Genomic DNA, 13,285 nt, shown 5'->3' with positions numbered 1-13,285 from the left:
TAAACCACGCAGTCCACCAACACAAAATGTCGTTTACCCCGACACGCCAGAAAACAACACATTTTGTCGTTTAACCCTAGAAATCAGGATGGGTCAGCGCATGAATAAACCCCGAGACCAAATGGCCTCGGGGATTTATTTTCTCGCTTCTTAAATCTTAGAAGCCGAGGATGGAGCGGTTAAACTCGTTAACAGCGTCCGGAACCAGGTAAGGCACCTGACGGAAGAACAGGCTTGCCTGCTCAAGAGCGTCCCAGCCGGTGGAGACTGCGGAGTGTGCTGCTTCCTGTACGTTGGATACAAGATCAAGAATCATTTCAGAATTCCTTTCGAGGTTGGAAAATTCTTATACGCGTTTCCGCGCGCACTGATCATTGTATGTGGTTAGGTGCGGTGATGTGCAACTTTCGAGTAGGCAGTTTATAGATTTGTTAGAAAACAATCGTCCTAGGGCATAAACAATCTGCGTTACATTTTCTTTCTTACTAAAACTTTCACGCAATAAATTTTAGTTTCAAAGATGATTGTGGGGTAGCAGGAAAAGGGTTCTTCAATTTTCCCGCCCTAGGAATGGATGAGCCGTACAGACAAGACAAAACCCCTAGTCATCTGGGACTAGGGGAAATGCTCTCTGCGGAGACGGCGGGATTTGAACCCGCGGAGGAATAAACCTCGCCGGTTTTCAAGACCGGTGCATTCGGCCGCTCTGCCACGTCTCCATCGTGCCGAAGAGGCAACTTGGTTAGCTTACTAAACGGTCCCGCGCGAATCACATTGCCCCACGAGGAAATCGACGTGGCGCACACCACACCTCCTCCATTAGATTGGCGGTATGAGTGCTACACAGATGAAGGCAATCGTCCAGACCGATCCTGATACCCCACGGTCGCTAGAGCTGCAGGACGTAGACGTTCCTGAGCTGCGATCCGGGGAGGTCTTGGTGAAGGTGAAGGCCGCGGGCGTCAACCGCGGCGATATTCTGCAGACGATGGGCGCGTACCCACCGCCACCAGGGGCATCGGAAATCATTGGGCTGGAGGCCGCCGGCGTGATTGAGGATGCCGGCGATACGAATTGGGAAGCCGGCACTGAGGTCGGCTGTTTGCTCGCGGGCGGCGGCTATGCGGAATATGTCGCGGTCCCGCAGGGCCAGCTGCTTCCGCTGCCCAAGGGATTTAGCCTGGAAGAAACCGCGGCCGTGGTTGAGGTCGGCTGCACCGTGTGGTCCAACCTGGGCATCGAGGCGGGCCTGCACGAGGGCCAGCGCGTGCTCATCCACGGCGGTGGAGGAGGCATCGGCACCTTTGCCATCCAGGTAGCAAAGGCGCTGGGCGCTGAGGTAGCTGTTACCGCCGGATCGCAGGAAAAGCTAGACCGCTGCCGCGAGCTCGGCGCGGATATTCTCATCAACTACAAGGAGCAGGACTTCGTCGATAAGCTCAAGGGCAGCTGCGATGTCATCCTGGATATCATCGGCGCAAAGTACCTGGAAAAGAACATGAAGTGCCTGGCCAAGGACGGCAAGCTCATCATCATCGGCATGCAGGGCGGCACCAAGGCGGATATCAATTTGGCCCCCATGCTGCCGAAGCGCCTGACCATTCAGGGCACGACGCTGCGCGCGCGTGACTTGGACGATAAGGCGGAGATCGTCGCCGGCACCATCAAAAATGTGTGGCCCATGCTGGAAGATGGCCGCGTGAAGCACGCGCTGCATGGCACGTACCCGCTTGCCGATGCCGCCCAAGCCCACGAAGCCCTCGACAGCGGCGAGGTCACGGGCACGCTGGTTCTCACGGTGTAGTTTCCCAGCGCACCCTATTTAGGCGAGCGAGGCAACGACGCGAACGAGGTGCTCGATATCGTGGTACGTATTAAACGGCCCCAGTGCCACGGTGACGGCACCACCGATCTCTTCCACGCCCATTTCCGTCAGCAGCGGTGTTTGCGGGGCCAACGTGGTGACAAGCCCATTATCAAAGAGGCGCTTGTACACCGTCTCTGCGGGAACGCCGTTGACCGCAAAGGTCAAGCGGGGCAAGCGATCATCGGAGGCTCCGGCGGCGGCTTCCCCGGTCACGCCCAAAATATGTACGGCAGGCAGGGTGCTTAAGAAAGCATAAAGATCCGCGCGCAAGTCCTCGAGGTAAGCACTCAAGGCGGTCATGGACTTATGCAACCGCACCCGGCGCGATCCCTTATCCCCACCGGCTAGGGCCGCTAGGTGATCCACCAGCGGCCCCACGCCGCCGGCCAAACCAGAGGACACGGGGGTCTCTAGCTTGCGTCCGTCTTCCTTGGAATAGACGGGGTTGAGGGCATCCAGGCGGCGAAGCATGCGCGTATCGCGAAAGACCAAGGCAGCCATCTGCGGCCCGCCAAGCAGCCCGATATCGATGCCGATAATATCCGTGCCAAGCTCATCGAAGCGGATGGGGCGGTAGGGGGCGATAGCGGAGACATCGAGAAGCGTCCAGGCGCGTGAACGCCCCCGCACCGTGTCAATGATCTCCTCAGCTGGGGATACCGTGCCCAAAAGCTCATGCGCGGCGGAAAAGGAAACGAGCCTTGTAGAGCCATCGACAAGCTCTGCGAACTGGAATCCCGGCAATTCGCCGGTGCCAAGGTCCGGCTGCGCCCAGCGGATATCGGCGCGCACGTCAGAAAAAGCGGAATACAGCGTGGGAGGATCCAGCTTGGACAGCACCACCGAGGAATTGCTGCCCAATAGTGGGCGTGCCGCACGCGACAGGGATTGGTACAGCACGGGCAGGGATGGGCCAAGGACCACACGGTCTGCCTTGGAAGCGGTGAGATCCGCAATGGCCATGCGCGCTGCTGCATAGTTGCCATCGCCTGCCAACCGGCCCGGCTCGGGCGCGGCCGAGTGGGCGCCGCCTGGTCCCTCTTGCGTCGCTACCGCCGTCGCCATCCGGAAAGACCGGGCAACGCCGGAGGTCACGCGCTCCGAAATTTGGGGCACCGCGTGCGCATTGAGGTATGTCCAGCCATCAGATAGTCCGGTGTACAAACCTCGCGCACTAAAGACGTCATAGTGTGCCGAAGCTGCTGGCATTAGGTCCCCTTCTTCATCGCACTGAACAACTGCCACCACGTGGCGGTCGATTCCCTACTGTATACGCGTTTGCTCTCAGTTTCCCAAATCTGAATTTTCCCTGGGCATCACTGTTTTCCCAGGCTAGCGGCGTGTAGTTCCCGTTTGCCCAGCACGCGCGCTAGGGTGTTGGGCGTGCAAGATAACAATCAACTGCGCGCTGATATCGCCCGCATGACCTCCCAGCCAGAAGGCGAGGCTATCCCAGCGTCCCAGTCCATGACCCTCAAAGCTGCTTTCGCAGACCTTATGCGGGGTGCACAGCAGCGTGAGCTGTGGTTCAAGCTGGGCCTGCAAGATATCAAGCAGCGCTACCGCCGCTCCGTCCTCGGCCCATTCTGGATCACCATCGCCACCGGTGTGATGGCGCTTGCCTTGGGCCTCTTGTATTCCATGCTTTTTCAGATTCCCGTCGCGGAATTCCTTCCCCACGTCACCGTGGGCCTTATTATGTGGACCTTTATTTCGGGCTGCATTAAGGAAGGGTCCACGGTCTTTATTGATAATGAGGGACTGATTAAGCAGCTTCCCGCCCCGCTTTCGGTGCACGTGTACCGGCTGGTGTGGCGCCAAACCCTGTTTTTGGGCCATAACCTCATCATCTGGCTCTTGCTAATCATGATCTTCCCGCGCAACTTGGGCTTGGAATTCTTCCTCTTTATCCCCGGGCTACTGCTCCTGCTCATTAACGGCGTGTGGGTCACCATGTTCTTTGGCATCATCGCCACGCGCTTTCGCGATGTCGCCCCACTGCTCGATGCCTTGACGCAGCTATTGTTCTACGTCACCCCGATTGTGTGGATGACCAATACCCTCAAGGACCAAGGCGGTGCGGTGGCGGACCGCGCCCGCATCGCGGAAATCAACCCGCTGTATCACTATCTGGAAATCGTGCGCGCCCCAATGATTGGTGAACCCGTTGCCGCCTACCACTGGTGGATCGTCATCGGCTGCACCGCAATCGGCTTGTTCATCGCCGGGCTCGTCATGCGCAAGTGGCGCTTCCGCGTGAGCTACTGGGTATAGACTCCCTTCCTTTACTCCCACCCCACCATGAGGCTCGTTGAAAGGATAAAAACTGATGGTCTCAATTGATACGTATAACGCGTGCGTGGACTTTCCCATCTTTGATGCCAAATCCCGCTCCCTAAAAAAGGCCATGCTTTCTACCGCGGGCGGTGCCATTGGGAAAAATGACCACAACACCGTGGTGGTCGAGGCGCTACGGGATATTAACCTGCACCTGCGGGAAGGCGATCGCGTCGGGCTCGTCGGCCACAATGGCGCCGGCAAGTCCACCCTGTTACGTCTGCTCTCCGGCATCTACGAGCCCACGCGCGGCTCCGCCGATGTCCGCGGGCGCGTCGCCCCCGTCTTTGACTTGGGCGTGGGCATGGACCCAGAGGTATCCGGTTATGACAACATCATAATCCGCGGGCTGTTTTTGGGCCAATCCATCAAGCAAATGAAAAACAAGATGGATGAAATCGCAGAGTTCTCCGAGCTGGGCGATTACTTGTCCATGCCCCTGCGCACCTACTCCACCGGTATGCGCGTGCGCCTAGCACTTGGCGTGGTGACCTCCATTGAGCCGGAAATCCTGCTGCTGGATGAGGGCATCGGCGCCGTCGACGCAGCCTTTATGGCCAAGGCCCGCGTGCGCCTGCAAGAGCTGGTCAAGCGCTCCGGCATCTTGGTCTTTGCCTCCCACTCCAATGACTTTTTGGCGCAGCTGTGCAATACCGCGCTGTGGATCGATCACGGCGAAATCCGCTCAGTGGGCGAGGTATCGGACGTCGTGGGCCAGTACGAGGGCCCAGAAGTAGGCGAATACGTGCGCGATCTGCGCCAGCGCTTTGAGGGCGAAGACGCTGCCGAGTAGGAGCTAGCGCAGCATCCCCAGCAGCTGCTGGCTCAGCCCAGAGACCTCCACGTGCAGGTCATCCGGGCGCTTGTAATTGGGGGCTGCCACGCGCGCAGTCACGTGCCGCTGCGAACTATTCTGCGGCCCCGCCTTCTCTTCTCCTTCAGAAACCACCTGGTAGCCCAGCTTCTGGCTCACCCGCGCCGAGGCCTCATTGTGCGCCACCCAACTCGTGCTCATCACCTGCGCGCCCAGGTAATCGAGGCCAAAAGACACCACCGCGTGCCGGATGAGCGTGCCCACTCCCTGGCCTTGGAACCGGTGAAAGACCCAGGAACCGGTCGCGATTTCTCGCGTCGTAGCGAAGTCCTCCGCCCGCGCATCGATGGTGCCCAGGATTTCTCCCGAGTGAGCGTCGCGCACGATGAAGTCCAAGGACCACTTTTCTGGGCGCAGCTGCGCCCGATTGGTCCACCGGAACTGGGCCGCCGCTGCAGGCGTATTCATCCTGGGATTGAATAACCACGGAAAGGCGTAATCCGGAATGTCTGCGCCGTAGATATCCTCTGGCGCCACACCGGCGATTGCCGCAATATCCTCATCGCGCATCACGCGCAGTTCCACGCCAGGGTGGGTAGTATCGCTCGCGCGAATCGTCAGCCCAAACGGTGGCCACATGCTGTCCATAGGAAGTCAGCTTAGCCCACGCGGAGTGTTTATCCGCAGCAGATCCATCCCCCGGTGGCAAGATGGAACGCATGACTGCCACCCTTGATTCCACCGGTACCACCGCTGCCGTCATTGTCACCCACCAGCGTGCGGAATTGCTGCGCGCCTCGCTCGAAAAGGTAGTCAACCAAACCCACCCCGTGCAATGGGTCATCGTGGTGGATAATGGCGCTGAGGATGCGGTCCGTGACGTGGTGGAATCCCTGGCAGGCGACCGCGCGGTCTACGTGCCGTCCAAGACCAACCTAGGTGGTGCGGGCGGTTTCGCTCTAGGTTTTCTCACCGCGCTATCACTGGGTGCCGATGCCGTATGGTGCGCCGATGATGATGGCCGCCCTGCCGATTACGGCGTATTAGAAGAGCTCTACCGCGTGGCAGGAAATAATAACCTGCACGAAGTCTCACCTGCCGTGTGCAATATCAACGATCCCGGTCGCCTTGCCTTCCCGCTGCGCCAAGGGCTCGTGTGGCGCCGCCGCATGGAGGAGCTGGAAGGAGACTTCCTGCCCGGGATCGCTTCCCTGTTTAATGGCGCGCTGATTTCCGCCGCGGCGATGCAGACCATCGGCGTGCCGGATTATCGCCTCTTCATCCGCGGCGATGAGGTGGATTACCACCGCCGCTTGGTCAACTCCGGGCTGTCCTTCGGCACCGCCTTGACCACCAGCTACCTCCACCCAGATGGCTCGGATGAGTTCAAGCCCATCTTGGGCGGCAAGATGCATACCCAGTACCCAGAAGGCGAGTTCAAGCGCTTTTTCACCTACCGCAACCGCGGCTACCTGCTGTGGCAGCGCGGCATGCGGAAGCTCTTGCCCCAGGAATTTGCCCGCTTTGGCTGGTTCTTCCTGGTCCAACGCCACGATCCGGCCGGCTTCTTGGAGTGGTTGAAGCTGCACAACCGCGGGCGCCGCGAGGATTTCCGCCGCCCCGGAAATCGCTCCTAAGGCGCCGCGTGCCTACTTTTCTTTAAAGATAAAGACCCGCTGGATGGCAAAGTTGGTCACCGTCGCCACGCCTTGGGCAATGACGAAGGCGATGGTGTCTTTCACCGCGCCCTCAAAGCCTAAGGAAATGAGCGGCTCATTGAGCACCCAGTACAAGAAATTCTGCACGGCAAAGGTGGATACGTATAACACGCCCACGGTCGCGGCCGTGCGGCCGGAAACCTTTGTGCCAAAGGTCCAGCGCGCATTGGCCAGGTAGGCAGCGATGGTGCCAAAGACCCAACCAATCGCCTTCGCCCCAGAGCGGTGCAGACCTAAATGGGTCAATAACAGCGTCAACCCATAGTCAATGACGGCGGCAAAGACGCCTACCGCAATAAATCGCACCAGCTGCTGCTTCAAAGAGCTGGAGGGGCGCTTTACTTCTGCAGCATCTTCAAGTGGATTAGTCACAGGCAGTTAGCTTACCCGCGCAGCAGCGCGCGGTACATGTCTAGGCGGTACACCGGCGCGGCGGCGTCCTTGCCGTAGGCACCAATCTGGGATAGCTGGTCCAAGGAGGCATCGCACAGCGCGCGAATCTCCGCGCCTTTCAAGGTGTTGCCATCATCGTTGACCCAGCCCAAGGCATCCATGGTGGTTTCCACCACGGAATCGGTCAGCTCGTCACCACCCATGCAGGACAGCGCCAAGGCCATGGACCAAAAGGCATCTTTTCCCTCATTGGTGACTTCACGCGGCAGGCTAGCCAGCGCCTCAGTCGTGGCCGCCGGCAGATCGCTTCCGCGGTTTAAATCCATGGCCTGTAAGAGCGGAACAAAGTCATAGAGCTTGGTGCGCTCGATGAGCGCCCTTACCTGGGGTTTAACCTGTGCCAGAACTTCATCGGTGATTTTTTCACCGGTCAATTCCCGGTTCACCGCAGTAAGTTCAAAGGGCGCGAAGAGGTTGCCCGAGCCGCCCACGCACAGCGCGCTGGGGGTGCCATTATCGCGGGGATAGATTTCTGCGACCACCAGCTCAAAGTCCCAGAGGCCCCACACAAAATCGATCTGGTCGCCCTCGCGCCAAAGGAATTCGGAGGCTTGACGCTCTGGGTCAAGGCGCGGGCCGCGGGCATCGCTGTGCTCGTAAAAGTGCCACGGGGAGTTTTCATCCGGCAGACCAAAGCAGATGTGTAGTACTTTCTGCAGCTCATGCAAGGTAAGCGCATCGCTAAAACCGATTTGGCGGTGGACTTCCCCATCCGCACGGATATTGGAGGCTTGGCAGATGACGGTGAGCGGTTCCCGCTTTAATGACAGCAGCGGGTCGGCACGGCGAGCCCGTGCCTGTGAAATATCGGTGACCCCTGCATTCATGGGCCCCACCATACGCAAATTTTAAGAAGCCAGTTTTTCTATATCGCGCGCTTCGAGCTCGCTGATGATAAACGTAGTTGCCGCTCCGATAGCTCCCAACAGCGTCCACGGGCGCTTAACGCCACGCTTGCGCAGGAAAGACACCACCTTGCGGGACACGGCTACATCGGCCCATAGAGCAAGGCCCACCAGGATAAGCACCGCCGCCAAAATGGCCCAGAGTTTCAGGCCCTTATCCGCAAATTCCTGCGGTGAGCGCGGTTCATCGCCGTCCTCTTCGGCCTGGGCGTTGGTATAGGCCACCAATGCGCCAAAACCAATCGTGGACAAAACGTAGGCGGTAATAAGGCCCTTTGTGGATTTAATCCAGTCCGGGTAGGAGGTGACGATGCCCTGTGCGGCCGCTTGGGTGATGCGACCGGCCAAGGTGTCATCGAGGGCGTAATTATCGCGGGATTCTTCTGCTGCTTCGCGGTTGTTTGTCATAGCGACCACTCTAAGCGGCGGTAAGCTATTGCGCATGTACTCGGAAAAGACAGAGCATATGACGCCGGCCCAGCAAGCCGCTCAGGATGAGCGTGCCGAGGACGATAAGCGCAACGGGCATTTTGAGGCAACAGAGCACACCAATCTGCCGCTCAGCCCCTTTATGACGCGCCTGATGGCAGAGGAAATGCCGATTTTGGATTCCACCTCTCGGCGCCGCGTGTACGAGATTTTGGGCAGCTATGAAGGGCCCACCATTGAGTCCCAAGCGGACTTGCCGGAAGAAATCCGCGAGATCATGGATCTCTGAAACACACCATTCGGAGCCGCCTGTGTGCCCCACGATGTTTTAAATATCACGAACGTCACTCCAGCCACCGCACTATGAGCTAGGTAGGCTGGTACATCGATACAATCCGTCGAGCAAAGAGTAAGAGATGGAACTACATACCACCGAAAAGTCCCTGCACGGCTGGGGCCGCACCGCCCCCACGACCGCCCATGTGCTGTCCACGGAAGACGTGGACGTCATCAAGAATGCAGTGGCACAGGTTGCGGACGATAACTCGGACAAGCCCGCCCACCTGCGCCGCGGCGTCATCGCGCGCGGCATGGGGCGCTCCTATGGTGACCCCGCCCAAAATGGTGGCGGCCTGGTCATCGACATGCAAAAGCTGAACAAGATCCACTCCATTGACCCGGAGTCCGCGCTTGTTGATGTCGATGGGGGCGTCACCCTTGACCAGCTCATGAAGGCCGCGCTGCCCTATGGCCTGTGGGTTCCAGTCCTGCCGGGCACCCGCCAGGTCACCATCGGCGGCGCCATCGGCCCCGATATCCACGGCAAGAACCACCACTCCGCCGGTTCTTTTGGCAACCACGTGGTCTCCATCGATCTGCTGGTTGCTGATGGCCGCGTTCTCCACCTCACCCCAGAGGGCAGCGAGGATGACCCCAGCGGTGAGCTCTTCTGGGCCACCATCGGCGGCATGGGCCTTACCGGCATCATCCTGCGCGCTACTATCCGCATGACCAAGACGGAGACCGCCTACTTCATCGCGGATACGGATCGCACCGATAACTTGGAAGAAACCATTGCCTTCCACTCGGATGGTTCGGAGCACAATTACACCTATTCCTCCGCCTGGTTCGATGTCATCTCCCCAGAGCCGAAGCTGGGCCGCTCCACCATTTCCCGCGGCTCGCTGGCCACCTTGGCGCAGCTCGAGGAATTGGCCCCCAAGCTGGCGAAGGATCCGCTGAAGTTCAACGCGCCGCAGCTGATGACCGTGCCGGATATCTTTCCGTCTTGGACGCTGAATAAGCTCAGCCTATCCGCTGTGGGCTTGGCCTACTACACCATGGGCGCGCCGGCGAAGAACCAGGTAAAGAACTTGACGCAGTTCTACCAGCCGCTCGATCTCATCGGTGAGTGGAACCGCGGCTACGGTTCCAAGGGCTTTTTGCAGTACCAGTTCGTCGTTCCCACAGAGGCCGTGGAGCCATTCAAGGAGATCATCCGCGATATCCAGCGCTCCGGCCACTACTCCGCGCTGAACGTATTCAAGCTCTTCGGCGAAGGAAACCGCGCTCCGCTGTCGTACCCGATGCCGGGCTGGAACGTCTGCGTGGACTTCCCCATCCGCCCGGGCTTGGGCGAGCTTCTCGATGACCTGGATCGCCGCGTCATGGAGTTTGGCGGCCGCCTGTACCTGGCAAAGGAATCGCGCACCTCTGCCGAGAACTTCCACCAGATGTACCCGGGCCTAGAAGGCTGGCTCAAGACCCGCAATGACATCGACCCCACCGGGGTCTTTGCCTCCGATATGTCCCGCCGCCTCGAGCTGCACTAATCACTGGACTCATCACCACCCCTCATGAAGGAGATTTTTTAAACCATGCTTAATGCAGTAGGCCAAGCCCAGCACATCCTGCTTTTGGGCGGTACCTCTGAAATCGGCCTCGGCGTCGTCGCCGAATTCCTTGAGCGCGGCCCTGCCAAGGTCACCCTGGCTGCCCGCGCCCAGTCCCCGCGCATCGAGAAGGCGCAGGCTGACCTGGAGGCCCGCGGCGCGGATGTCGAGGTCGTGGACTTTGATGCCACCGACTTTGACTCCCACCCGGCGGTCATCGATAAGGCCTGGGAGCGCGGCGATGTCGATATCGCCATCGTGGCCTTTGGCACCCTAGGTGACCAAGAAGAGCTGTGGCAAAACCACGACAAGGCCGTGGCTTCTGCCCAGACCAACTACACCGCGCCCGTCTCCGTCGGCGTGCTGTTGGCCGAAAAGCTCAAGCACCAGGGCCACGGCACCATCGTGGCGATGTCCTCGGTGGCCGGCATGCGCGTGCGCCGCTCCAACTTTGTCTACGGCGCCTCCAAGGCCGGCGTGGATGGCTTCTACATCAACTTGGATGAAGCACTGCGCGGCTCCGGCGCCAACGTACTCGTCGTCCGCCCGGGTCAGGTTCGCACCAAGATGTCGGCCGAGGTCGGCGATGCCCCGCTGACCGTCAACGTCTCTGACGTGGCCAAGGCCACCGTGCAGGCGGTACTCGATGGCAAGCAGTCCATCTACGTCCACCCGCTGTTCAAGTACGTATCGCTGGCATTCAAGTTCATCCCGCAGCCCATCTTCCGCAAGCTGCCGTTCTAACCAGTTCCTGCGCGCAGGGTATGCCGGGCTCCTCAAGGCCCGCGGCCCTGCGCGCTTAGTTGGTTAATAAGCCAGCTCACACCGCGCCTAATCCCAGAAGAGTGATTAAGGTATGCGAAACTAAAGGGCATGACAAGCCCAGCTACGCCTTCCCAAGCAGTTCCCGTGAGCGAGGAGAAACGCACCACCGCCTACCACGCCGATGCCATGTCGCACCGCAGCACCCTGCTGGGCATTATTTTCGCAGCGCTGGGCGGCGGGGCAATTACGCTTTTCGGCTGGTATGCCTTCAAAACCGTCTCCCTGCCCTCCTTTAATACCTCCATGGTCACCCGCGCGCTGTGTACGGTCGGCGTGATCTTGACGTTGGCCTTGGCAGGTGGCTTTAGCGCGTGGTGGCTCTATGACCACTACAAGGAGAATTTCTCTCGCCCGCGCTGGCGCACGTGGGTGACCTACGCCATCACGTATCTCTCCCCCGCCTTATTGACCCTTGCCACCGTGGGCCTGCCGCTGTCCGCCTCGCGCTTATGGCTCGATGGCGTGCAGGTGGACCAGGCATTCCGCACCCAGTTCCTTACCCGGTCAGTAGATCAAATGGGCTATGCGGACATGAACTACCTAGACATGCCCACGTTTTACCCGCTGGGCTGGTTCTGGCTAGGCGGACGGCTCGGCTCCATATTGGGTATTCCCGGCTGGGAGGTTTATCAGCCGTGGGGCCTGATTTCCATCGCGGTTGCAGGCTGTATCCTCGTTCCCATTTGGCAACACCTCACTAAATCCCTGCCGGTGGGAACAGCTATTGCGCTTACCACCACCGCCATTACCTTGACCATCGCGGCGGAAGAGCCTTATTCTGCGGTCATCGCCATGGGCATGCCCGCCATCGCGGTGTTAAGCGCGCGCGCATTCAAAGGATCGTCGTTGTCTACCGCCGCGGTCGCTATCTACCTCGGAATCTCCGCTACCTTCTATACCTTGTTCACCGGCGCGGCAGCGCTGACCGTGGTCAGTCTGATCGCCGTTTTCACCGCACTGTACGAGCGGACGTGGCGACCCATCGTGCGCCTAGTCATCATCGCGGTGGGATCGCTTGCCATCGCAGCCATCGCTTGGGCCCCATACCTCTGGCAGGTTCTACACTCGACCGCACCCCTGCAAGCTACCGCGCAGCACTACTTGCCGGAGGAAGGCACACAGGTTCCGGTGCCGTTCCTTTCCTTGAGCATCGTAGGATTCCTCTGTCTTGCCGGTCTGATCTTTATTATCACCCGGTTGCGAGATGCGGAAGTCCGCGCGCTGGGGTTGTCCATCATTGGCATTTATGTATGGACGGTGCTGTCCATGGTGATGACCTTGGTCGGCACCACCCTACTAAGCTTCCGCCTTGAGGTCATCGTGGTGCTGTTGTTCGCGACGGCGGGCATCCTTGCCCTTGCGGAAGTCCGCAAAGCCGGTATTCACCGCCTGTACCCCGCTAGTTTCTCCCACGCGGCCAATAAGCGGATTACGGCGGTTTTTGGCATTTTCCTCGCCTTGGCTGGAGTCCATTATGCCCAGCAGATTCCCGAGGCAAACGAAGATGCCATCGACCACGCCTACAGTGATACCGATGGTTACGGCGAGCGCGCGGATCGCTTTACCAGCGATTCCGCCCATTATTATCTGGATATCCACAACTTCATCCAGGATCAGGGCTATACGGCCAACGAAACGGTAGTCCTCACGGATGAAAAAACCTTCATGGCTTACTACCCATACTGGGGCTTTAACGCCTTTACCAGCCACTATGCAAATCCCCTCGGGGAATTCAAACACCGCAATGACCAGATTGAAGCCTGGGCGGATGAGTCATGGGACTCTACTCCTGCAGAGTTCCAAAAATCCCTCGATTCCGCACCGTGGCGCGGGCCGGATGCCATCATCTTCCGCGGCGACCTCGACAATAAAGATGATGGGTTCAAGGTGCACTTGGCTGAGGATATCTATCCTAACCAGCCAAATATTCGCTACCGCGCAGTCTTCTTCAACCCCGAGGTCTTTGCGGAAGGCTGGGAGCTGGAGCAAACGGGTCCATTCGTAACGGCGGTGCGAACCAAGTAAGTTCACCCACACTTCCCCGG

The 13,285-nt window shown here is 59.2% G+C and carries 14 protein-coding genes and 1 tRNA gene; 8 read left to right on the top strand and 7 right to left on the bottom strand.

Going from position 1 to position 13,285, the window contains the following annotated elements; genetic code table 11:
• Positions 1-157: 157 nt before the first annotated feature.
• Both ABRP84_RS05910 and ABRP84_RS05905 read right to left on the bottom strand, forming a co-directional pair.
• Entirely contained in the window at positions 158-316 is a 159-nt protein-coding gene (locus ABRP84_RS05910; RefSeq protein ID WP_023024906.1) for a hypothetical protein, read from the bottom strand.
• Positions 317-634: 318 nt separating this feature from the next.
• Positions 635-719, bottom strand: a tRNA-Ser gene (locus tag ABRP84_RS05905).
• A gap of 128 nt (positions 720-847) precedes the next feature.
• Between ABRP84_RS05905 and ABRP84_RS05900 the strand changes: the two genes are divergently transcribed.
• Complete coding sequence (locus ABRP84_RS05900) at positions 848-1,804, top strand: NAD(P)H-quinone oxidoreductase (RefSeq protein ID WP_349853011.1); 957 nt, start codon at positions 848-850, stop codon at positions 1,802-1,804.
• Between the two features lie 18 nt (positions 1,805-1,822).
• Here ABRP84_RS05900 and ABRP84_RS05895 read toward each other — a convergent pair whose 3' ends face one another.
• Complete coding sequence (locus ABRP84_RS05895) at positions 1,823-3,076, bottom strand: aminotransferase class V-fold PLP-dependent enzyme (protein ID WP_239269645.1); 1,254 nt, start codon at positions 3,074-3,076, stop codon at positions 1,823-1,825.
• 213 nt (positions 3,077-3,289) lie between these two features.
• On the opposite strand from ABRP84_RS05895, the gene wzm reads away from it, so the two are divergent.
• Together wzm and wzt are read left to right on the top strand one after the other, a co-directional pair.
• Positions 3,290-4,141 carry a galactan export ABC transporter permease subunit Wzm/RfbD gene (gene wzm / locus ABRP84_RS05890; RefSeq protein WP_349853010.1) on the top strand — a complete coding sequence of 284 codons (852 nt, stop codon included), beginning with the start codon at positions 3,290-3,292 and terminating at the stop codon, positions 4,139-4,141.
• 55 nt (positions 4,142-4,196) lie between these two features.
• Entirely contained in the window at positions 4,197-4,997 is an 801-nt protein-coding gene (gene wzt, locus ABRP84_RS05885) for a galactan export ABC transporter ATP-binding subunit Wzt/RfbE (protein WP_349853007.1), read from the top strand.
• A 3-nt stretch (positions 4,998-5,000) separates the two neighbouring features.
• Here wzt and ABRP84_RS05880 read toward each other — a convergent pair whose 3' ends face one another.
• On the bottom strand, positions 5,001-5,666 hold the full coding sequence (locus ABRP84_RS05880; protein ID WP_349853006.1) for a GNAT family N-acetyltransferase: 666 nt from the start codon (positions 5,664-5,666) through the stop codon (positions 5,001-5,003).
• Positions 5,667-5,728: 62 nt separating this feature from the next.
• Between ABRP84_RS05880 and glfT1 the strand changes: the two genes are divergently transcribed.
• A complete protein-coding gene (gene glfT1 / locus ABRP84_RS05875; protein WP_198010505.1) occupies positions 5,729-6,655 on the top strand; it encodes a galactofuranosyltransferase GlfT1 in 927 nt (308 codons plus the stop codon).
• A gap of 12 nt (positions 6,656-6,667) precedes the next feature.
• On the opposite strand, the gene ABRP84_RS05870 is transcribed toward glfT1, so the two are convergent.
• The 3 genes from ABRP84_RS05870 to ABRP84_RS05860 are packed head-to-tail and all read right to left on the bottom strand — an operon-like array spanning position 6,668 to position 8,502.
• On the bottom strand, positions 6,668-7,108 hold the full coding sequence (locus ABRP84_RS05870; protein WP_005280656.1) for a GtrA family protein: 441 nt from the start codon (positions 7,106-7,108) through the stop codon (positions 6,668-6,670).
• Positions 7,109-7,119: 11 nt separating this feature from the next.
• Positions 7,120-8,028, bottom strand: a complete 909-nt coding sequence (locus ABRP84_RS05865; protein ID WP_349853005.1) for a plasmid pRiA4b ORF-3 family protein — start codon at positions 8,026-8,028, stop codon at positions 7,120-7,122.
• 9 nt (positions 8,029-8,037) lie between these two features.
• Positions 8,038-8,502: a hypothetical protein gene (locus tag ABRP84_RS05860; protein ID WP_349853004.1), complete on the bottom strand. Its 465-nt coding sequence runs from the start codon at positions 8,500-8,502 to the stop codon at positions 8,038-8,040.
• Positions 8,503-8,536: 34 nt separating this feature from the next.
• Here ABRP84_RS05860 and ABRP84_RS05855 point away from each other — a divergent pair, with 34 nt between their 5' ends.
• The 4 genes from ABRP84_RS05855 to ABRP84_RS05840 all read left to right on the top strand — a co-directional run bounded on the left by ABRP84_RS05855 (position 8,537) and on the right by ABRP84_RS05840 (position 13,265).
• Entirely contained in the window at positions 8,537-8,812 is a 276-nt protein-coding gene (locus ABRP84_RS05855; RefSeq protein ID WP_239269650.1) for a hypothetical protein, read from the top strand.
• 127 nt (positions 8,813-8,939) lie between these two features.
• Entirely contained in the window at positions 8,940-10,355 is a 1,416-nt protein-coding gene (gene dprE1, locus ABRP84_RS05850; protein WP_349853003.1) for a decaprenylphosphoryl-beta-D-ribose oxidase, read from the top strand.
• Between the two features lie 45 nt (positions 10,356-10,400).
• A complete protein-coding gene (gene dprE2, locus ABRP84_RS05845; protein ID WP_349853002.1) occupies positions 10,401-11,159 on the top strand; it encodes a decaprenylphospho-beta-D-erythro-pentofuranosid-2-ulose 2-reductase in 759 nt (252 codons plus the stop codon).
• A 129-nt stretch (positions 11,160-11,288) separates the two neighbouring features.
• Positions 11,289-13,265: a galactan 5-O-arabinofuranosyltransferase gene (locus ABRP84_RS05840; RefSeq protein WP_349853001.1), complete on the top strand. Its 1,977-nt coding sequence runs from the start codon at positions 11,289-11,291 to the stop codon at positions 13,263-13,265.
• Positions 13,266-13,285: the final 20 nt, after the last annotated feature.

Source organism: Corynebacterium sp. KPL2861, from assembly GCF_040225475.1.
GTDB lineage: Bacteria > Actinomycetota > Actinomycetes > Mycobacteriales > Mycobacteriaceae > Corynebacterium.
The sequence above is the reverse complement of the archived record's forward strand: the minus strand, read 5'-3'. Positions and strand labels throughout refer to the sequence as shown.

What these genes read in the sequence shown, in the direction of transcription:
- ABRP84_RS05840 (WP_349853001.1), top strand. Translation starts at nt 11,289, where the DNA reads ATGACAAGCCCAGCTACGCCTTCCCAAGCAGTTCCCGTGAGCGAGGAG.
- ABRP84_RS05910 (WP_023024906.1), bottom strand. Translation starts at nt 316, where the DNA reads ATGATTCTTGATCTTGTATCCAACGTACAGGAAGCAGCACACTCCGCA.
- ABRP84_RS05855 (WP_239269650.1), top strand. Translation starts at nt 8,537, where the DNA reads ATGTACTCGGAAAAGACAGAGCATATGACGCCGGCCCAGCAAGCCGCT.
- ABRP84_RS05880 (WP_349853006.1), bottom strand. Translation starts at nt 5,666, where the DNA reads ATGGACAGCATGTGGCCACCGTTTGGGCTGACGATTCGCGCGAGCGAT.
- wzt (WP_349853007.1), top strand. Translation starts at nt 4,197, where the DNA reads ATGGTCTCAATTGATACGTATAACGCGTGCGTGGACTTTCCCATCTTT.
- ABRP84_RS05900 (WP_349853011.1), top strand. Translation starts at nt 848, where the DNA reads ATGAAGGCAATCGTCCAGACCGATCCTGATACCCCACGGTCGCTAGAG.
- wzm (WP_349853010.1), top strand. Translation starts at nt 3,290, where the DNA reads ATGACCTCCCAGCCAGAAGGCGAGGCTATCCCAGCGTCCCAGTCCATG.
- dprE1 (WP_349853003.1), top strand. Translation starts at nt 8,940, where the DNA reads ATGGAACTACATACCACCGAAAAGTCCCTGCACGGCTGGGGCCGCACC.
- ABRP84_RS05865 (WP_349853005.1), bottom strand. Translation starts at nt 8,028, where the DNA reads ATGGTGGGGCCCATGAATGCAGGGGTCACCGATATTTCACAGGCACGG.
- glfT1 (WP_198010505.1), top strand. Translation starts at nt 5,729, where the DNA reads ATGGAACGCATGACTGCCACCCTTGATTCCACCGGTACCACCGCTGCC.
- ABRP84_RS05895 (WP_239269645.1), bottom strand. Translation starts at nt 3,076, where the DNA reads ATGCCAGCAGCTTCGGCACACTATGACGTCTTTAGTGCGCGAGGTTTG.
- dprE2 (WP_349853002.1), top strand. Translation starts at nt 10,401, where the DNA reads ATGCTTAATGCAGTAGGCCAAGCCCAGCACATCCTGCTTTTGGGCGGT.
- ABRP84_RS05860 (WP_349853004.1), bottom strand. Translation starts at nt 8,502, where the DNA reads ATGACAAACAACCGCGAAGCAGCAGAAGAATCCCGCGATAATTACGCC.